Origin of the sequence: Pseudomonas sp. NY15463 (assembly GCF_048068415.1) — a bacterium.
GTDB classification, from domain to species: Bacteria; Pseudomonadota; Gammaproteobacteria; order Pseudomonadales; family Pseudomonadaceae; genus Aquipseudomonas; species Aquipseudomonas mosselii_C.
The window spans coordinates 71000-89662 of the sequence record NZ_JBLUQD010000011.1 but is presented as its reverse complement, the minus strand read 5'-3'; the positions used below and the strand labels follow the sequence as shown (position 1 = coordinate 89662).

The window sequence follows — 18663 nt, the reverse complement described above, 5'->3', positions numbered from 1 at the left end:
CGGTGCCATCCACCGCGTCGTCTGCTTCGCGGCTAAAGCCGCTCCCACAGGGTACGCGCTGATCACACGATCACAGTGCTTTCAGGAACACACCCACCTTCTACACTGTCCATCGAATAGCCGTTGCAGTCCCTCGCCCCTAACAAGAGCAGGACCACTCGCCATGTTCGATATCCGCAACTACCCGCAAGCCCTGGCCACCTGCCAGGCCGCCGAACTGACCGACGCCGACTACCAACGCCTCTATCGCCAGTCCATCGACGATCCCGACACATTCTGGGGCGAGCAGGCCAAACGCCTGGACTGGATCAAACCCTGGTCGAGCGTGCAGCAATGCGACCTGAATACGGGCAAGGCACGCTGGTTCGACGGTGGTCAGCTCAACGTCAGCTACAACTGCATCGACCGCCACCTCGCCCTGCGCGGCGAGCAAACCGCCTTGCTCTGGGAAGGCGATGCGCCGGGCGACAGCAAGGCCATCAGCTACCGCGAACTGCACCGCCAGGTATGCCGCCTGGCCAACGCGCTCAAGGCGCGTGGCGTGAAAAAAGGCGACCGGGTGTGCATCTACATGCCGATGATCCCCGAAGCCGCTTACGCCATGCTCGCCTGCACGCGCATCGGCGCCCTCCACTCGGTGGTGTTCGGCGGTTTTTCCCCCGACGCGCTGCGTGACCGTATCCTCGACGCCGACTGCCATACCGTGATTACCGCAGACGAAGGCGTGCGCGGCGGCAAGCGCGTGCCACTCAAGCACAATGTCGACAAGGCCCTGGCCAGTTGCCCGGCGGTCAGCAGCGTACTGGTCGTCAAGCGCACCGGTGGCGACATCGCCTGGAGCGAGGGCCGCGACCTTTGGTACCACGAGGCCACGCAACAGGCCGACGAGGACTGCCCGCCCGAAGCCATGGAAGCCGAAGACCCGCTGTTCATCCTTTATACCTCCGGCAGCACCGGCAAGCCCAAGGGTGTGCTGCACACCACCGGCGGCTACCTGCTGCACGCCACGATGACGTTCAAGGTAGTGTTCGACTACCGCGACGGCGAGGTGTTCTGGTGCACCGCTGACGTGGGCTGGGTCACCGGCCACAGCTATATCGTCTACGGCCCGTTGGCCAACTGTGCGACCTCGCTGATGTTCGAGGGTGTGCCCAACTACCCTGATACCTCGCGCTTCTGGCAGGTGGTGGACAAGCATCAGGTGAACATCTTCTATACCGCGCCGACGGCCTTGCGCGCCTTGATGCGTGAAGGCGCAGCGCCACTGCAAAGCACCTCGCGGGCTAGCCTGCGCCTGTTGGGCAGCGTCGGTGAGCCGATCAACCCGGAAGCCTGGGAATGGTATTTCGAGGCCGTCGGGCAGCAGCGCTGCCCCATTGTCGATACCTGGTGGCAGACTGAAACCGGCGGCATCATGCTCACCCCGCTGCCCGGCACGCCACGCCTCAAGCCCGGTTGCGCCACGCAGCCGATGTTCGGCGTGCAACCGGTGCTGCTGGACGATCAAGGCAAGCTCATCGAAGGGCCAGGCACCGGACTGCTGGCGATCAAAGCCAGTTGGCCGGGGCAGATCCGCAGCGTCTATGGCGATCACCAGCGCATGGTCGACACCTACTTCAAACCCCTGCCCGGCTACTACTTCACCGGCGACGGCGCGCGCCGCGATGCCGACGGCGACTATTGGATCACCGGGCGCATCGATGATGTGATCAACGTCTCCGGGCACCGCATCGGTACCGCCGAGGTAGAAAGCGCGCTGGTGCTGCACGCGCGCATCGCCGAAGCAGCCGTGGTCGGTTACCCCCACGATCTCAAGGGCCAGGGCGTGTATGCGTTCGTCACCCCGATGCACGGCGTAACCCCGGACGATGCGCTAAAGGCCGAGCTGCTGGCGCTGGTGAGCAAGGAGATCGGCAGCTTCGCCAAGCCGGAGTTGATTCAATGGGCGCCGGCCTTGCCCAAGACCCGCTCGGGCAAGATCATGCGGCGTATACTGCGCAAGATCGCCTGCAACGAACTGGACAACCTGGGAGATACCTCGACCCTCGCTGACCCCAGCGTTGTCCAGGACCTGATCGACAAGCGCCTCAACACCTAACCTGCGGCCCCCTCGGCGGCCGCCTCAGCGCAAGGCCGCCATGGAAGCTCTACGCCGTCGCATCGAAACCCAGGTCATGAGCCTTACCGGCCTGGCCCTCGGCCAGCTCGATCTGGAGTCGCCCAAAGGCGACCCAGGCCTGTTTGGCCCGCAGAGCATCAGCTGGCAGGTGCACGGCGACTTTCCCAGCATGCTGGTCGGCGGCATCAGTGCGTTGATGCTGCAACTGCTGCATCCGTTGGCGCTGGCGGGCGTGTGGGATCATTCGAATTTCCGCCAGGACTTGCTCGGGCGCCTGCGCCGCACCAGCCAGTTCATCTCCGGTACGACCTTCGGCTCGACCCGCGACGCCGAATGGCTGATCGACAAGGTGCGCAGCATTCACCTGCAAGTAGTCGGCATCGCCCCCGATGGGCGCGCGTACGCGGCCAGCGACCCCGATCTGCTGACCTGGGTGCATGTGGCAGAAGTCAGCAGTTTTCTCGCCGCCCACCTGCGTTATCGCAACCCCGCCTTGCCGCGCGCCAGGCAGGACGCTTACTACAACGAAATCGCCCTGATCGCCGAACGCCTGGGCGCGCGCGACGTGCCGCGCTCCTGCGCTGAAGTCGAGGCGTATCTGCAGCGTATGCGCCCACAACTGCAATGCGATGCGCGTAGCCTTGAGGTGATCGACATCCTGCTGCAAGCGCCGGCACCCAGCCGCATGGCGCAGCCAGTGGGCAAACTGATGCTCAAGGCCGGGGTCGACCTGCTGCCGGACTGGGCCGCACAGATGCTCGGCCTGACGCAGGCACCGTTGCAGCGGCGCATGGTACGCCTGGGCCTGGCCCAGACGGCCCAGTTGCTGCGCTGGGCCATGCGTGATGGCTCGGCGCACCGCGCCAGACGCCGCATGGGCCTTGAATAAGGTATTTTGGTGGCCTCAGCGGAACCCGTTTAACGTGCCATACTCCAAGCTCACCAGCCTGATACAGACGATGCGACACATGCCCAAAGGATTGACCCGCGCCGTTGGCGCACTGCTAGCCCTCGTGGCCCTGTACAGCCTGCTCGGCTTCCTCATTCTTCCCGGCATCGCCTTGCGCATCGCCAACCAGCAGCTTGCGCAGTACGCCACAGTGCCTGCCCACCTGCAACGCATCGAACTCAACCCATTCAGCCTGGAGCTGACGCTCTGGGGCTTGCAGATCGGCGAGCCGGGCAAGGAACAGGTGGGCTTCGAACGCCTGTACGCCAACCTGTCCCTGGACAGCCTGTGGACCAAAGCCTTGCACCTGGACGCGGTGGAGCTGGACAAGCCGCGTACAGAGCTGCTGTTCGCCAAGGACGGTAGCCTCAACCTGACCCAGTTGTTCAAGCTGCCCGCCAGCGAACCCAAGGCCGACGAGCCGCCCAGCGACCCTTTCCCGCTGCGCATCGGCAGCATCAAGCTCAGCGAAGGCTACCTGCACTTCGAAGACCTGCGCCCGAGCGAGCCCATCGAATTCCTCTACGACTCGCTGAACCTGGAGCTGAAGAACCTCAGCACCCTGCCCGACGACAACGCCGACATGACCCTGGTGGCCAATGGCCCGAATGGCGGGCGCATCGATTGGGCCGGCACCCTGAGTCTGGCGCCGATCGCCTCCGAAGGCACACTGAAGATCACCGATGGCAAGATGAAACTGTTCTGGCCCTATGTGCGCGATGCCGTGCCGCTGGTGCTCGACGACGGCATGCTCAGCCTCGACAGCCACTACAAGATCAACCTCGCCAAAGAAACCGAGCTGTTGCTCGACAACGTATCGCTGCGCGTCGCGCCGTTTGCCATCAATGCCCCCGACGGGCGCCCGTTGGCACGCCTGGCCAGCCTGGATGTCAGCGAAACCTCCATCGACCTGGCCAAGCAGCTAGTGACCGTCGGCAAGGTACGCAGCGAAAAACTGGAAACCTGGGCAGCCCTTGAAAAAGACGGCCAACTCGATTGGCAGAAGCTCTTCGCCAGCCAACCGGCCAAGGCCACGCCGAAGGAAAAGGCCGAGCCCGCCGCCGCCGAACCAACCGACAAGGAAAAAGCCGCCAAGCAGCCGAGCAAACCCTGGCAGGTGCTGCTCAAGGACGTGCAGGCGCGCAACTACCTGATCCATCTGGCCGACCGTAGCCAGAAAGAGCCCGTGGCACTGGATGTCGGTCCACTCAACCTGGACCTGCAGAATTTCGACAGCCTCAACCAGTCACCCTTCAAGCTCAAGCTCGATACCGGTGTGGGCAGGCAAGGCAAGCTGCAAGCGGCAGGCGAAGTCAACCTGGCCCCGGTGACCGCCAAGCTCGACGTTGCCACGCGTGACATCGACCTACGCGTAGCCCAGGCCTATATCAGCCCGTTCATCCGCCTGGAGCTGCGCAGCGGCATGCTCTCCAGCGACCTCAAGGTAGACCTGAAGAACACCGCCCCACTGGCCTTCGCCATTACCGGCAAGGCCCAGGTCAATCAGCTGCACACGCTGGACACCATCAAGAACCGCGACTTTGTCAAATGGCAACAGGTCAACGTCGATGGCTTGTCGTACGTGCATGGCGACGCGCTGTCGATCGACAAAGTTACCCTGTCGCAGCCCTACGCCCGCTTCATCATCAACGAAGACCGTACCACCAACGTCGATGACCTGCTGATCCCACAACCCGCCGGAGCGTCTGCCGCCCAATCCAAGCCTGCGGCGAGCACGCGCGCGGACAGGCCGCTGGGTATTCACATCGGGCAGATCGACATCAAGGACGGTTCGGCCAACTTCGCCGACCTGACCCTGACCCCGAACTTCGCCACCGCCGTGCAGCAGCTCAATGGCCAGATCGGCACCATCGACAACCGCAAGCCGCTGCCGGCCAAAGTCGATGTGAAGGGCAAGGTGGACCGCTATGCACCGGTCACCATCAAAGGTGCACTGAACCCGTTCAATCCGCTGGCCAGCCTCGATATCGCCACCAGCTTCAAGCGCGTCGAGCTGACCACGCTGACCCCCTACTCCGGCAAGTTCGCGGGTTTCCGCATTCGCAAGGGGCGGCTGAACCTCGACCTGCACTACCTGATCACCAACGGCCAGCTCAAGGCACAGAACAAGGTGGTAGTCGAGCAGTTGCAATTGGGTGAAAAGGTCGACAGCCCGGATGCCGTGGACCTGCCGATTCGCCTGGCAATTGCTCTGCTCAAGGATACCGAGGGCAAGATCTCGATAGAGCTGCCGATTTCCGGCGACCTGAACAACCCGCAATTCAGCGTCATGCCAATCGTCTGGCAAACCCTGCGCAACCTGGTGCTGCGCGCGGCGCAGGCGCCGTTCAAGTTCATCGGTGGGCTGGTATCCGGTGGTGGCGCCGAGGACCTCGGCACCGTCTCGTTCGCCCCAGGCTCCAGTGACCTGGCTCCGGATGCCCAGGCCGCCCTGGACAAACTGGCTTCTGCGCTAAAGGAGCGTCCACAACTGCGCCTGGAAATCGAAGGCACTGCGGCCCAGGCCAGTGACGGCCCACTGATCGCCGAGCAACGCCTGGAGCGTGAATACCAGGCCACCTGGTACAAGATTCTGCAGCGCCGTGGCGACAAAGTGCCGGCCAACCCTTCGCTGCTGGTGGTCGAAGACAGTGACAAACCGGCCATGCTCGAAGGCATCTACCGCAGCCGCCTGAAACAGCAGCCGCCACCCCAATGGGAAAAACTCGGGCGTGACGAGCGCAGCGCCAAGCTGCGCGAGGCCGTCATCAAGTCCTGGGCAGAGAGTGCTCCTCTGCTACGCAACCTTGGTCAGGAACGGGCCAGCAGCATCAAGGACTACCTGGTCGACAAGGGCCAGCTGGAAGACGACCGGGTGTACTTCATCGACGCCGCACTCGGCCAGCCCGAGCGTGATGGCCGGGTCGTCACACCGCTGCACCTGGACGCAGAATAACCACTTATCGCCGGGGAACGCCCGGCGATAAATGGTCAAGCGAGCCGTTGCCCACCCCATAACGGCACAAGGCCGCTCCTACAAAGTCCGCAATTGGCTTAAGCGGTCGGTGTAGGAGCGGCCTTGTGTCGCGATGGGCTGCGTAGCAGCCCTAAATAGGTGGCCAAGTCCTTTTGGCCGACGGGAAATTCCTTATTCGGACTTCAGGCCATCAGCCGAAACGGCCTGCACGCCCTTGATCTTCTTGGTGATGGCCACAGCCATCTCTTTCTGTGCATCGGTGACAGCTACATCAGAGGAGAGGGACACCACACCTTTGTTGGTTTCAACCTTGATGTCGCTGCCTGGGATACCCTTCTCGGTCAACAAATCAGCTTTGACCTTGGTGGTGATCCAAGTATCCGAGGTGGCTTCCTTGGCCTTGGTCACCTCACCGGCCGCCAGTTGCATCGGGGCCTGGGTAGACTGCTGGGCGAATGCCGCGTTAGCCATGGTCAGGGTCAGAGCGGTAGCAGTAGCGGCAGCAATGGCGAACTTCTTCATGTGAGTCACTCCTGTTGTTCGAAAGGTCTGCGCCAAAGTAGATGGCGTCAGATAACAGGGATGTTGCACGGCCTGTGCCAGCTTTTCCGCTTCGCTTAAATCCTTTAAAAACAATGACTTACGCTAAAATCGAACACGCGCGAATCGTGCATTTTGCAAGCCTTGGCAATTTCCTGCGTGCAGGATGCAAGTCCGCCAGATAAAAACACAGGCATAAAAAAGGACCCCGTAGGGTAATGCCCGTCAGCTAAGCCTTTGTTGCATTAGTTGGGGCCGCAAAGCGGCCCCATTGGCTTAACTGACTCACATTACCCCGCAGGGTCCTGCTTTGCAGCCTTTGGAGGCTTAGACGCCCGATGCCTTGGCAGCGGCAACGTCCTTGATCGACAGCTTGATACGGCCGCGGTTGTCCACGTCCAATACCAGCACTTCGACTTCTTGGCCTTCCTTCAGCACGTCGGTGACTTTCTCGACGCGAGCATCGCTCAGCATGGAGATGTGCACCAGACCGTCCTTGCCCGGCAGGATGTTGACGAAGGCGCCGAAGTCGACGATGCGTTCGACCTTGCCGACGTAGATCTTGCCGATCTCAGCCTCGGCGGTGATGCCCAGGATGCGCTGCTTGGCCGCGTCCGCCGCTTCTTTGGTTTCGCCGAAGATCTTGATCGAACCGTCGTCTTCGATGTCGATCGAAGCCTTGGTTTCTTCGCAGATGGCACGGATGGTAGCGCCGCCTTTGCCGATCACGTCACGAATCTTGTCGGTGTCGATCTTCATCGCGATCATGGTTGGAGCGTTGGCCGACAGCTCGGTACGCGACTGGCCGATGATCTGGTTCATCTGACCGAGGATGTTCAGGCGCGCTTCCAGGGCCTGGCCCAGGGCGATTTCCATGATCTCTTCGGTGATGCCGTTGATCTTGATGTCCATCTGCAGCGCGGTGACGCCCTTGGCGGTACCGGCTACCTTGAAGTCCATGTCGCCCAGGTGGTCTTCATCACCCAGGATGTCGGTCAGAACGGCGAACTTGTCACCTTCCTTGACCAGCCCCATGGCGATACCGGCAACCGGCGCCTTCATCGGTACGCCCGCGTCCATCAGGGCCAGCGAGGCACCGCAGACCGAGGCCATGGAGCTGGAACCGTTGGATTCGGTGATTTCCGAAACCACGCGGATGGTGTACGGGAACACGTCGGCGGCAGGCAGCATGGCCTGGACCGAACGACGGGCCAGACGGCCGTGGCCGATTTCACGACGACCGGCGCCACCCATGCGACCACACTCGCCCACCGAGAACGGCGGGAAGTTGTAGTGCAGCATGAACGGATCTTTCTTCTCGCCTTCCAGGGTGTCGAGCAGCTGTGCGTCACGTGCGGTACCGAGGGTAGCCACCACCAGCGCCTGTGTTTCGCCACGGGTGAACAGGGCCGAACCGTGGGTTTTCGGCAGCACACCGACTTCGATGTTCAGCGGACGCACGGTCTTGGTGTCACGGCCGTCGATACGCGGCTTGCCGTTGACGATGTTTTCGCGAACGGTGCGGTATTCGATTTCGCCGAAGATTTCTTTGACTTCGGCAGCCGAAGGCTGGCCTTCCTCACCGGAGAACTTGGCGACCGCCTGGTCGCGCAGCTCGCCCAGGCGCGCATAGCGGTCGGCCTTGACGGTGATGGTGTAGCCCTGGGAAACAGCCTCGCCGAACTCCGCGCGGATGGCGTTGAACAGCTCGGTGTTGGCAACGGCCGGTTTCCAGTCCCAGACCGGCTTGGCGGCTTCGGCAGCCAGTTCCTTGACCGCCTTGATCACGGCCTGGAACTCGTCGTGGGCGAACAGTACGGCGCCCAGCATCTGGTCTTCGGTCAGCTCTTGGGCTTCCGATTCAACCATCAATACAGCCGACTCGGTACCGGCAACGACCATGTCCAGGCTCGACGCCTGCAGTTGCTCGTAGGTTGGGTTCAGCAGGTAGCCGGTGCTTTCGTGGAAGGCAACGCGGGCAGCGCCGATCGGGCCTTCGAAAGGAATGCCGGAGATCGCCAGGGCCGCCGAGGTACCGATCATCGCAGCGATGTCCGGATCGGTCTTCTTGCTGGTGGAAACGACGGTGCAGACGACCTGCACTTCGTTCATGAAGCCTTCAGGGAACAGCGGACGGATCGGACGGTCGATCAGGCGCGAGGTCAGGGTCTCTTTTTCCGAAGGACGGCCTTCACGCTTGAAGAAGCCGCCAGGGATCTTGCCGGCAGCGTAGGTCTTTTCCTGGTAGTGCACGGACAGCGGGAAGAAGCCCTTGCCCGGATCGGCTTGCTTGGCACCGACCACGGTCACCAGCACGGTGACGTCGTTATCGACGGTGACCAGCACTGCGCCGGTCGCCTGACGGGCAATGCGGCCCGTTTCGAGAGTAACGGTCGATTGACCGAACTGGAAAGTCTTGATTACCGGGTTCACGGTTTCCTACCTTTTTCAGTGGCTCTTGGGGGAACTGGTTCTTGCGAATTCTTGGGCAGAACGGAGTATCGGCTCCATTGACCGTCCAGATACAACACGAGGCTGGGAGCCTGGCGCCGAGCGGATGAACCGCACGGCTAACCAGGCTGCCAACCTCGCAGATCGCGTGGCGTGTCCAACGGCAGCGTTGCCAGGCAACACTCCCGAAGATTGCGACACGCCATGCAACACCACTGGCCAAGCCGCTATTAGCGACGCAGGCCCAGGCGACCGATCAGGGCGCTGTAACGAGTGGCGTCTTTGCCCTTCAGGTAATCCAGCAGCTTACGACGCTGGTTGACCATACGGATCAGACCACGACGGGAGTGGTGGTCTTTTTCGTTGGCCTTGAAGTGGCCTTGCAGCTTGTTGATGTTGAAGGTCAGCAGGGCAACCTGAACTTCCGGGCTGCCGGTGTCGCCTTGGGCTTGCTGATAGTCTGCAACGATCTGGGCTTTTTCTTCGACGCTGAGGGCCATGAGGCTTCTCCTGATAAACGGATCCCGCGAGCGGGGTCCAATAGGCCAGGGACTGAATCCCTGTATTAATAAAAAGAGAAATGACCGTGCCTACTGACAGCCATCCTCGATTCCGCACGGCAAAGCGTTGACCTCGCCCTGCGGTTTCGGTCATTCCGACCGAATCAGTCGACGTGGCGCAATGCGCCCGTCTTCGCTCACTTCACCGATACCGATGAAGCGAGCATTGTGATCCTGTACCCGGACCATGCCGAACTGCGGCGCATCCGGCGCACGTACGGCCTGGCCGTGCAGCCAGTAGAACGCGCTGTGCTCGGACAATACCACCAGTGGCCAGTCCTGCAACCCGCTGTCAGAGGGCAGCAGGAAGCGATCGAGCGCTTCGTTGCCACCTTCGGCGTGGGCTTGCTCCAACGCTTCGAGCGTGACGGTCTGTGCCAGCGCGAAGGGGCCTGCCTGGGTCCGGCGCAATTCGGCGACGTAGGCACCACAACCCAACGCCTCACCGATATCCTCCACCAGGGTGCGGATATAGGTGCCTTTGCTGCAACCTACCGACAGGCGTGCACGGGTGCCTTCGCACTCCAGCAGTTCCAAGCGTCCAATAGTAACAGAACGCGCCTCGCGCTCCACTACCTCTCCTGCACGTGCCAGCTTGTACAGCGGCTGGCCATCGCGCTTGAGGGCCGAGTACATCGGCGGGACCTGGAGGATTTCACCGCGAAAACGCGGAATCACCGCCTCGATGTCGGCGCGACCAACGGTCACCTCGCGGGTCTGCAGCACTTCACCTTCAGCATCTGCGGTACTGGTGGTCTGGCCAAGCTGCATGACCGTCTCGTAGCCCTTGTCGGAATCGAGCAAGTACTGCGAGAACTTGGTCGCCTCACCGAAGCACAGCGGTAGCACGCCGGTGGCCAACGGATCGAGGCTGCCGGTGTGGCCGGCCTTTTCCGCGTTGAGCAGCCAGCGCACTTTCTGCAGCGCAGCGTTGGAGGTGAAGCCCAGCGGCTTGTCGAGCAGGATGATGCCGCTGACGTTGCGGCGAATACGTTTGACCTGGGCCACCGCTTACTCCTCGGCGTCCGGCTTGTCGGCATCCTTGTGCAGACGGTCTTCGGCGACTGCACGCTCGATCAGTGCCGACAGGTGGGCACCACGGCTAACGCTCTCGTCGAAGTGGAAATGCAGTTGTGGCACGCTGCGCAGCTGCATCACCCGGCCCAGGTGCAGGCGCAGGAAACTGGCGGCGCTGGTCAGGGCCTTGAGGGTTTGCGGCACCGCGTCGGCAGCTTCCTGGCCCATCACGGTGATGAACACCTTGGCGTGGCCCAGGTCACGGCTGACGTCTACGGCGGTGATGGTCACCAGGCCGACACGCGGGTCTTTGACTTCACGGCGGATCAGCTCGGACAGCTCACGCTGCATCTGATCGCCGATGCGTTGGGTACGGCTATATTCTTTTGCCATTCTTGCTACCTGTAACTTAAAGCGGCAAACGCCCGGTCAAGCTGTGGGCCTGACCGGGCGCTACCTACAGAGGCGCTGCCAACCGCCCTACTACGGGGGCTGGCAACGGGCTCACCCTTACAGGGTACGAGCCACCTGGACTTTCTCGAAGACTTCGATCTTGTCGCCGACCTTGACGTCGTTGTAGCTCTTGACGCCAATACCGCACTCCATGCCGTTACGCACTTCGGAGGCGTCGTCCTTGAAGCGACGCAGCGATTCGAGTTCGCCTTCGAAGATCACCACGTCCTCGCGCAGTACGCGGATCGGACGGTTGCGGTACACGGTACCCTCGATGACCATACAGCCAGCGATGGCACCGAACTTCGGCGAGCGGAACACGTCACGCACTTCGGCCACACCCAGGATGTTCTCGCGAACATCGCTGCCGAGCATGCCGGTCAGGGCCTTCTTGACGTCTTCGATGATGTCGTAGATCACGTTGTAGTAACGCATATCCAGACCTTCCTGCTCGACGATCTTGCGCGCACCGGCATCGGCACGCACGTTGAAGCCGAACAGCACCGCGTTCGAGGCCAGTGCCAGGTTGGCGTCGCTTTCGGTGATACCACCGACGCCGCCACCGATCACGCGTACCTGAACTTCGTCGTTGCCCAGGCTGCCGAGCGAGCCCTGCAGCGCTTCGAGCGAACCACGCACATCGGTCTTGAGGACGATGTTGAGGGTCTTCTTCTCTTCCTGACCCATGGTCTCGAAGATGTTTTCCAGCTTGCCAGCGTGAGCACGGGCCAGCTTGACCTCGCGGTACTTGCCTTGACGGAACAGGGCCACTTCACGGGCCTTCTTCTCGTCAGCCACTACCGACAGCTCGTCACCGGCGTCCGGGGTGCCATCCAGGCCGAGGATCTCGACCGGGATCGACGGGCCAGCTTCCTTCACAGGCTTGCCGTTCTCGTCGAGCATGGCGCGCACGCGGCCATAGTTGGAGCCGACCAGGACCATGTCGCCCTGACGCAGGGTGCCGTCCTGAACCAGGATGGTGGCAACCGGGCCGCGGCCCTTGTCCAGGCGCGACTCGACCACGACACCACGGCCAGGCGCGGTTGGAGTGGCCTTGAGTTCAAGGATCTCGGCTTGCAGCAGGACCGCTTCGAGCAGCTCGTCGACACCGGTACCCATCTTCGCCGAAACCTTGACGAACGGAGTGTCACCACCCCAGTCCTCGGAGGTCACGCCTTCGACGGACAGTTCGTTGCGGATACGATCGAGGTCGGCACCCGGCTTGTCGATCTTGTTCACCGCGACCACCAGCGGTACGCCGGCAGCCTTGGCGTGCTGAACGGCTTCGCGGGTCTGCGGCATCACGCCGTCGTCCGCCGCCACCACCAGGATGACGATGTCGGTCGCCTTGGCACCACGGGCACGCATCTGGGTGAACGCAGCGTGACCAGGGGTGTCGAGGAAGGTGACCATGCCGCGGTCGGTTTCCACGTGGTAGGCACCGATGTGCTGGGTAATACCACCGGCTTCGCCTGCGGCAACCTTGGCACGACGGATGTAGTCGAGCAGCGAAGTCTTACCGTGGTCAACGTGGCCCATGACGGTCACGACCGGCGCACGGGATTCGCTCACGCCTTCGAACTTCAGCGATTCGGCCAGCGAATCTTCGAGGGCGGTATCGCTGACCAAGGTGACCTTGTGGCCCAGTTCCTCGGCGACCAGCTGAGCGGTCTCCTGGTCCAGAACCTGGTTGATGGTCACCGGGGTGCCCAGCTTGAACATGAACTTGACGACTTCAGCGCCCTTGACCGACATCTGCTGTGCCAGGTCCGAAACGGTGATGGTCTCGCCGATGGTCACGTCACGGATGACTGGACCGGTCGGGTTCTGGAAGCCGTGCTGGTTGCGCTTCTTGGCTTTGCTCTTGCCACCGCGGCCACGACGGAAACCGTCGCTTTCTTCATCGGTGGTACGCGGCGCAGCGCGTGGAGTCGGAGCCTTTTCCTTCTCCTTGACCTTGACCTTGACCGACATGCGCGGCGCATCGCCGCGACCAGCGGCTGCCGGGCCACCACCGCGACGATCATCATCACGGCTGCGGCTTTCGTTGCGGCGGGTCTCGTCCTTCTTGCGCTCGGCAGCACGGGCTGCGGCGTCTTCGGACACCGGAGCCTCGACTACCGGAGCGGCAGGGGCAGGCGCAGGCTCGGCCTTCGGCGCAGGCGCAGCGGCCGGTGCTTCAGCCGCCTGACGGCGCGCCTGCTCTTCGGCACGCTGGCGAGCGTCGGCGTCAGCCTTCTCGCGCTCGGCGTTCTCGGTGGCGCGGCGCTCTTCCAGCTCGCGCTTCTGCTCGGCCTGGATCTCTTCCGGGCTGCGCTGCACGAATACTTTCTTCTTGCGTACTTCTACGCTGATGCTTTTGCTACCGGCGACACGCAGCGTGCTGGTGGTCTTGCGCTGCAAGGTAATCTTGCGCGGCTCTTCCGCCTTGCTTTTGTGGCTGCTCTTCAAATGAGTCAGCAGGGTCTGCTTCTCATTGTCGGTCACTACCTGACCGGCGTCGGTGTGCGGCAGACCTGCCTCACGCATCTGCTGCAGCAGGCGCTCTACCGGTGCCTCGACCTCTTGGGCCAGTTCTTTCACCGTGACTTGCGTCATGCACTTCTCTCCTCAGGCCGCGCCTAATTACTCGAACCAGTGGGCTCGGGCGGCCATGATCAACTTGCCGGCACGCTCTTCGTCGATGCCGTCGATGTCGAGCAGATCGTCGATCGACTGCTCGGCCAGGTCTTCGCGGTTAACCACGCCGCGCACCGCCAGTTCCGCCGCCAGGTCCTTGTCCATGCCCTCGAGAGAGAGCAGGTCTTCGGCCGGATGGGCGTCTGCCAGTTTTTCTTCGGTAGCGATGGCCTTGGTCAACAAGCGGTCCTTGGCACGAGCGCGCAGCTCATTGACGATGTCCTCGTCAAAGCCATCGATGTTGAGCATTTCTTCCAACGGTACGTAGGCAATTTCTTCGAGGCTGGTGAAGCCTTCGTCGACCAGCACTTGTGCCAGCTCCTCGTCGACTTCCAGTTCTTCGATGAAATTGCGCAGGATGTCGCCGGTTTCAGCCTGTTGCTTGGCCTGGATGTCCTTCTCGGTCATCACGTTCAAGGTCCAGGCCGTCAGCTGGCTAGCCAGACGAACGTTCTGACCGCCACGGCCAATCGCCTGGGCCAGATTGTCTTCGGCAACGGCGATGTCCATCGCATGGGCGTCCTCGTCAACGATAATCGCGGCAACCTCTGCCGGCGACATGGCGTTGATGACGAACTGCGCCGGGTTCTCGTCCCACAGGACGATATCCACACGCTCACCACCCAGCTCACCGGATACGGCCTGGACACGCGACCCCCGCATGCCGATGCAGGCGCCTTGCGGGTCAATGCGTTTGTCCTTGGAGCGGACGGCGATCTTGGCACGCGATCCCGGATCACGGGAAGCGGCCATGACTTCGATGAGACCTTCAGCGATTTCCGGCACTTCGATGCGGAACAGCTCGATCAGCATCTGTGGCGCGGTACGCGACAGGATCAGCTGCGGACCGCGGTTCTCGGTGCGGATTTCCTTGAGCAGCGCACGCAAGCGCACACCGACACGGAAAGTCTCACGCGCAATGATGTCTTCACGGGCCAGCAACGCTTCGGCGTTGTTGCCCAGGTCGACGATGACGTTGTCGCGGGTGACCTTCTTCACGGTGCCGGAGATGATCTCGCCCACGCGTTCACGGTAGGCATCGACCACCTGGGCACGCTCGGCTTCGCGAACCTTCTGCACGATGACCTGCTTGGCGGTCTGGGCGGCGATACGACCGAATTCGATCGACTCGATCTTTTCTTCGATCACGTCGCCGATTTTGGCATCCGGGTGGGTATCCTGGATCTTGGCCAGCCAGGTCTCGATCGCCGGATCATCCAGGTCGTTTTCGTCGACCACGGTCCAGCGACGGAAGGTCTCGTAGCTACCGGTGTGGCGGTTGATTTCCACACGCAGATCGACTTCGTCTTCAAAACGTTTCTTGGTTGCAGTAGCCAGTGCCACTTCCAGCGCTTCGAAAATGACGCCGGGCGGTACACCTTTCTCGTTGGATACCGATTCAACAACCAGCAGTACTTCTTTGCTCATCGTACGCCTCGCCTTGCGCAAGCCATTGGACCCGAAACATCCGCCGGGCCCGGCACGTCTCAGTCAAAACTGGGAATAATATTGGCCTTGTCGATCGAATCGATCGGCAGCAGGAACTCGTTGTTGTCCACCTGGACCACCACATCCTGCTCCTCCACACCACGGAGAAGGCCCTGGAAGTTACGACGCCCTTCGAAAGGCGTGCGCAGCTTGATCTTCACTTGTTCGCCGGCATGCGAGGCAAACTGTTCCAGAGTGAACAGCGGGCGATCCATGCCTGGAGAGGACACCTCGAGGGTATATTCACTGCTGATCGGATCTTCCACATCCAGGATGGCGCTGGCCTGACGGCTGACCGCTTCGCAGTCGTCCACCAGAATGCCGTCTTCCTTATCGATATAGATGCGCAATACCGAATGTTTGCCCTGGGAAACGTATTCGATCCCCCAGCACTGATAGCCCAGCCCCTCGACCACCGGGGCCAACAAGGCCTGCAACTGTTCTAGCTTGCTCGACACCTGAACCCCCTCGTGCATGCTGTGCAAATAAAAAATGGGCCAAGCGCCCATCCCTGAAAGCGCCGTTGGACAACGGCGCCGAAAACTGTCGGCTAGCAAAAAGCCCCTGAAAAGGGGCTCTGCTGAAGCTGGTTGCGGGGGCTGGATTTGAACCAACGACCTTCGGGTTATGAGCCCGACGAGCTACCAAGCTGCTCCACCCCGCGACAAAGCTGGGGCGAAAGTATAAGACCGAACCCCCTACAGGGTCAATCTAACCTCCACCTGCAAGAAAGCCCGCTCAAAGCGGGCTTTCATGCTTCAATTGGTACCGAGAAGGGGACTCGAACCCCTACACCCTATGGGCACAACCACCTCAAGGTTGCGTGTCTACCAATTCCACCACCTCGGCAATACTACTTCTTGAAACCCGTTACTGCTGCTCTTTCGCCGGAGGAGGTACGTCACCGGATTGGGTGGCTTCGCTCTTCTGCTGCTGGAGCACCGGTACATCATCATTGACTGCCGGCTTTTGCTCTTTGACTTCCAGCACTGCTGGATCTGGCAGACCAGCTTGAGTGAGCTGGTGAGCCTGCTGCTTGGCGAAGTATCCTAACCCAAGTGCAGTCAAAAAGAAAGTGGCAGCAAGTATAGCAGTAACTTTACTCAAAAAGGTAGCGGAACCTTGGCTTCCGAACACAGTATTTGAAGCACCTGCGCCGAAAGATGCACCTGCTTCCGCACCTTTACCCTGTTGCAGCAGCACCATAACAACCAGCGCCAACGCCGCCAACAGATGAAAAACAACTACGACTGTTTCCAGCATTTGTTCAGTTTCCTGCGGCGCGACAAATTGCACCGAATTCGTCTGCGTTCAGGGACGCTCCACCAATGAGCCCCCCATCGATATCCGGCATGCCGAACAGTTCGGCCGCATTGGCCGCCTTCACGCTGCCGCCGTAGAGAAGCTGCACGTTACCGGCAACTTCGGCGTCCTGCGCTGCCAGCTGCTTACGGATGGCTGCATGCACATCCTGGGCTTGCTGGGGCGAGGCCGTCAAACCTGTACCGATGGCCCATACAGGCTCATAGGCAATTACTGCATTGGCAAAAGCCTTGATACCGAACGCGTCGATAACACTGCTTAGTTGACGCCCTACAACTTCTAGCGTCTTGCCTGCCTCACGCTCTTCGAGAGTTTCCCCTACACAGAGCACTGGCGTCAAACCACTTTTTTGTGCGGCTGCAAACTTGCGATTCAGCACTTCCTCGGTTTCACCAATAATCTGGCGACGCTCAGAGTGACCAATCAACACCAACTTACAACCGACTTCAGCCAACTGACTCGGTGCAACTTCACCTGTCAGCGCGCCCTCTTCGGGCAATACGGCAGAATTCTGTGCGCCTACGATGATTCCCTTGCCTTTGAGCCCATCGACAACTTCGTTGATGAACAAGGCCGGTGGAAACACCGCTACTTCGATACCGCCAGGAATGGGCATTTCGCCCAAGCCACGAGTGAGCTCAGCGACGCTGGCGCGGGTACCGTGCATTTTCCAGTTACCAGCTACCATGGGGCGACGCATGCTTTACCTCGTCGGTCAAAGTGGGCGCAGATCTTACCCAACCCGATCTGCGCTGGCAAGCCTCTTTCAGGCACAAACTTCCGCGACCAGTTTGGCCAGGGCTTCGGCATGGCCACGCACCTGGCTTTCGTCGTCACCCTCGACCATTACCCGCACCAGCGGCTCGGTCCCGGATTTGCGCAACAACACGCGCCCACGGCCCGCCATATCTTCGGTAGCCTGGGCACTGGCCTGCTTGACCCGCGGGTTTTCCAACGGATCGCTCTTGCCTGCCTCGAAGCGCACGTTGATCAGCACCTGCGGGCACTTGCGCACCCCCTGACGAGCCTGGGCCAGGGTATCGCCACGGCGCTTGAGCGCCATCAATACCTGCAACGCGGCGATGATCGCATCGCCCGTGGTGGTGTGGTTGCAGCACACTACATGCCCAGAATTCTCGCCACCCAGCAACCACTCACGCTCGAGCAGCTCGGCCATCACATAGCGATCGCCTACCTTGGCACGCACAAACGGGATATCCAGCTCCTTGAATGCCAGCTCCAGGCCCAGGTTGCTCATCAACGTGCCGACCACGCCGCCCTGCAACTTGCCACGGTCGTGCAGGTCGCGGCCGATGATGTACAGCAGTTCGTCGCCGTCGACGATAGCGCCGGTGTGATCGACCATCAGCACCCGATCGCCATCGCCATCGAAGGCGATACCAAGGTCAGCATGCCCCACCAACACGGCGGCTTGCAGGGATTCGATATGGGTCGAGCCACAGTTCTCGTTGATGTTCAGCCCATCAGGCGCGGCATTGAGCACCGTGACCTGGGCACCCAGCTCGCGAAACACGCTCGGGGCGACCTTGTAGGTCGCGCCATGGGCACAGTCCACGACGATCTTCAGGCCTTCGAAATTAGTACTGGTAGGCACGCTGCTCTTGCAGAACTCGATGTAGCGACCGGCGGCATCGTTGATACGCGAAACCTTGCCCAGTTTGCTCGACTCGACCACATTCATCGGCTGGTCGAGCAGTTCCTCGATCATCAGCTCGACTTCGTCGGGCAGCTTGGTGCCATTCCCGGAGAAGAACTTGATGCCGTTGTCATCGTGCGGGTTGTGCGAAGCACTGATGACGATACCGGCCTCGGCATGGAAGGTCCGGGTGAGGTAGGCGATAGCAGGTGTCGGCATCGGGCCGAGCAGCATCACGTCGGCGCCTGCTGCGGACAAGCCCGCCTCCAGGGCGGACTCGAACATGTAGCCGGAAATTCGCGTGTCCTTGCCCACCAGTACGCGGCAATTGCCTTGCTTGCGGAAGGCCATGCCTGCGGCCCAGCCGAGTTTCAGCATGAAGTCCGGGGTGATGGGGTACTGGCCAACGCGGCCACGGATACCATCGGTGCCAAAGTATTTTCTGCTCAT

The 18663-nt window shown here is 61.3% G+C and carries 14 protein-coding genes and 2 tRNA genes; 3 read left to right on the top strand and 13 right to left on the bottom strand.

The window, feature by feature from the left end:
* Window positions 1-163: 163 nt before the first annotated feature.
* The 3 genes from acs to ACNFIC_RS23260 all read left to right on the top strand — a co-directional run bounded on the left by acs (window position 164) and on the right by ACNFIC_RS23260 (window position 6024).
* On the top strand, window positions 164-2098 hold the full coding sequence (gene acs, locus ACNFIC_RS23270) for an acetate--CoA ligase (RefSeq protein ID WP_416782200.1): 1935 nt from the start codon (window positions 164-166) through the stop codon (window positions 2096-2098).
* A gap of 40 nt (window positions 2099-2138) precedes the next feature.
* Window positions 2139-3008, top strand: a complete 870-nt coding sequence (locus tag ACNFIC_RS23265) for an oxygenase MpaB family protein (protein WP_416782198.1) — start codon at window positions 2139-2141, stop codon at window positions 3006-3008.
* A 79-nt stretch (window positions 3009-3087) separates the two neighbouring features.
* Window positions 3088-6024 (top strand): DUF748 domain-containing protein, encoded by a 2937-nt coding sequence (locus tag ACNFIC_RS23260; RefSeq protein ID WP_416782196.1) that lies wholly within the window; start codon window positions 3088-3090, stop codon window positions 6022-6024.
* A gap of 192 nt (window positions 6025-6216) precedes the next feature.
* Here the strand turns inward: ACNFIC_RS23260 and ACNFIC_RS23255 are convergent, their stop codons facing one another.
* The 13 genes from ACNFIC_RS23255 to glmM all read right to left on the bottom strand — a co-directional run bounded on the left by ACNFIC_RS23255 (window position 6217) and on the right by glmM (window position 18663).
* Window positions 6217-6567, bottom strand: coding sequence for a BON domain-containing protein (locus ACNFIC_RS23255; protein ID WP_138221461.1), 351 nt, complete (start codon window positions 6565-6567; stop codon window positions 6217-6219).
* 345 nt (window positions 6568-6912) lie between these two features.
* The gene (gene pnp, locus ACNFIC_RS23250) at window positions 6913-9018 is read right to left on the bottom strand and encodes a polyribonucleotide nucleotidyltransferase (protein ID WP_138221462.1); all 2106 of its coding nucleotides are present in this window, start codon (window positions 9016-9018) and stop codon (window positions 6913-6915) included.
* A gap of 248 nt (window positions 9019-9266) precedes the next feature.
* Window positions 9267-9536, bottom strand: a complete 270-nt coding sequence (gene rpsO / locus ACNFIC_RS23245; protein ID WP_138221463.1) for a 30S ribosomal protein S15 — start codon at window positions 9534-9536, stop codon at window positions 9267-9269.
* A gap of 150 nt (window positions 9537-9686) precedes the next feature.
* A complete protein-coding gene (gene truB / locus ACNFIC_RS23240) occupies window positions 9687-10604 on the bottom strand; it encodes a tRNA pseudouridine(55) synthase TruB (protein ID WP_138221464.1) in 918 nt (305 codons plus the stop codon).
* Between the two features lie 3 nt (window positions 10605-10607).
* Entirely contained in the window at window positions 10608-11006 is a 399-nt protein-coding gene (rbfA, locus tag ACNFIC_RS23235) for a 30S ribosome-binding factor RbfA (RefSeq protein ID WP_138221465.1), read from the bottom strand.
* A gap of 117 nt (window positions 11007-11123) precedes the next feature.
* The gene (infB, locus tag ACNFIC_RS23230; protein ID WP_138221466.1) at window positions 11124-13664 is read right to left on the bottom strand and encodes a translation initiation factor IF-2; all 2541 of its coding nucleotides are present in this window, start codon (window positions 13662-13664) and stop codon (window positions 11124-11126) included.
* Window positions 13665-13691: 27 nt separating this feature from the next.
* Window positions 13692-15173: a transcription termination factor NusA gene (gene nusA, locus ACNFIC_RS23225; RefSeq protein WP_138221467.1), complete on the bottom strand. Its 1482-nt coding sequence runs from the start codon at window positions 15171-15173 to the stop codon at window positions 13692-13694.
* Window positions 15174-15232: 59 nt separating this feature from the next.
* Entirely contained in the window at window positions 15233-15691 is a 459-nt protein-coding gene (gene rimP, locus ACNFIC_RS23220) for a ribosome maturation factor RimP (RefSeq protein WP_171031009.1), read from the bottom strand.
* Window positions 15692-15820: 129 nt separating this feature from the next.
* A tRNA-Met gene (locus ACNFIC_RS23215) sits at window positions 15821-15897 on the bottom strand.
* Between the two features lie 99 nt (window positions 15898-15996).
* Window positions 15997-16082, bottom strand: a tRNA-Leu gene (locus ACNFIC_RS23210).
* A gap of 21 nt (window positions 16083-16103) precedes the next feature.
* Window positions 16104-16496 carry a preprotein translocase subunit SecG gene (secG, locus tag ACNFIC_RS23205; RefSeq protein ID WP_138221468.1) on the bottom strand — a complete coding sequence of 131 codons (393 nt, stop codon included), beginning with the start codon at window positions 16494-16496 and terminating at the stop codon, window positions 16104-16106.
* A 4-nt stretch (window positions 16497-16500) separates the two neighbouring features.
* On the bottom strand, window positions 16501-17256 hold the full coding sequence (tpiA, locus tag ACNFIC_RS23200; RefSeq protein ID WP_416782193.1) for a triose-phosphate isomerase: 756 nt from the start codon (window positions 17254-17256) through the stop codon (window positions 16501-16503).
* A gap of 66 nt (window positions 17257-17322) precedes the next feature.
* Window positions 17323-18663 carry a phosphoglucosamine mutase gene (glmM, locus tag ACNFIC_RS23195; RefSeq protein ID WP_138221470.1) on the bottom strand — a complete coding sequence of 447 codons (1341 nt, stop codon included), beginning with the start codon at window positions 18661-18663 and terminating at the stop codon, window positions 17323-17325.

Excerpts from the sequence above, each read along its gene's own strand:
- acs (WP_416782200.1), top strand. The coding sequence starts at position 164 with ATGTTCGATATCCGCAACTACCCGCAAGCCCTGGCCACCTGCCAGGCC.
- ACNFIC_RS23265 (WP_416782198.1), top strand. The coding sequence starts at position 2,139 with ATGGAAGCTCTACGCCGTCGCATCGAAACCCAGGTCATGAGCCTTACC.
- ACNFIC_RS23260 (WP_416782196.1), top strand. The coding sequence starts at position 3,088 with ATGCCCAAAGGATTGACCCGCGCCGTTGGCGCACTGCTAGCCCTCGTG.
- ACNFIC_RS23255 (WP_138221461.1), bottom strand. The coding sequence starts at position 6,567 with ATGAAGAAGTTCGCCATTGCTGCCGCTACTGCTACCGCTCTGACCCTG.
- rpsO (WP_138221463.1), bottom strand. The coding sequence starts at position 9,536 with ATGGCCCTCAGCGTCGAAGAAAAAGCCCAGATCGTTGCAGACTATCAG.
- rbfA (WP_138221465.1), bottom strand. The coding sequence starts at position 11,006 with ATGGCAAAAGAATATAGCCGTACCCAACGCATCGGCGATCAGATGCAG.
- infB (WP_138221466.1), bottom strand. The coding sequence starts at position 13,664 with ATGACGCAAGTCACGGTGAAAGAACTGGCCCAAGAGGTCGAGGCACCG.
- nusA (WP_138221467.1), bottom strand. The coding sequence starts at position 15,173 with ATGAGCAAAGAAGTACTGCTGGTTGTTGAATCGGTATCCAACGAGAAA.
- secG (WP_138221468.1), bottom strand. The coding sequence starts at position 16,496 with ATGCTGGAAACAGTCGTAGTTGTTTTTCATCTGTTGGCGGCGTTGGCG.
- tpiA (WP_416782193.1), bottom strand. The coding sequence starts at position 17,256 with ATGCGTCGCCCCATGGTAGCTGGTAACTGGAAAATGCACGGTACCCGC.
- glmM (WP_138221470.1), bottom strand. The coding sequence starts at position 18,663 with ATGAGCAGAAAATACTTTGGCACCGATGGTATCCGTGGCCGCGTTGGC.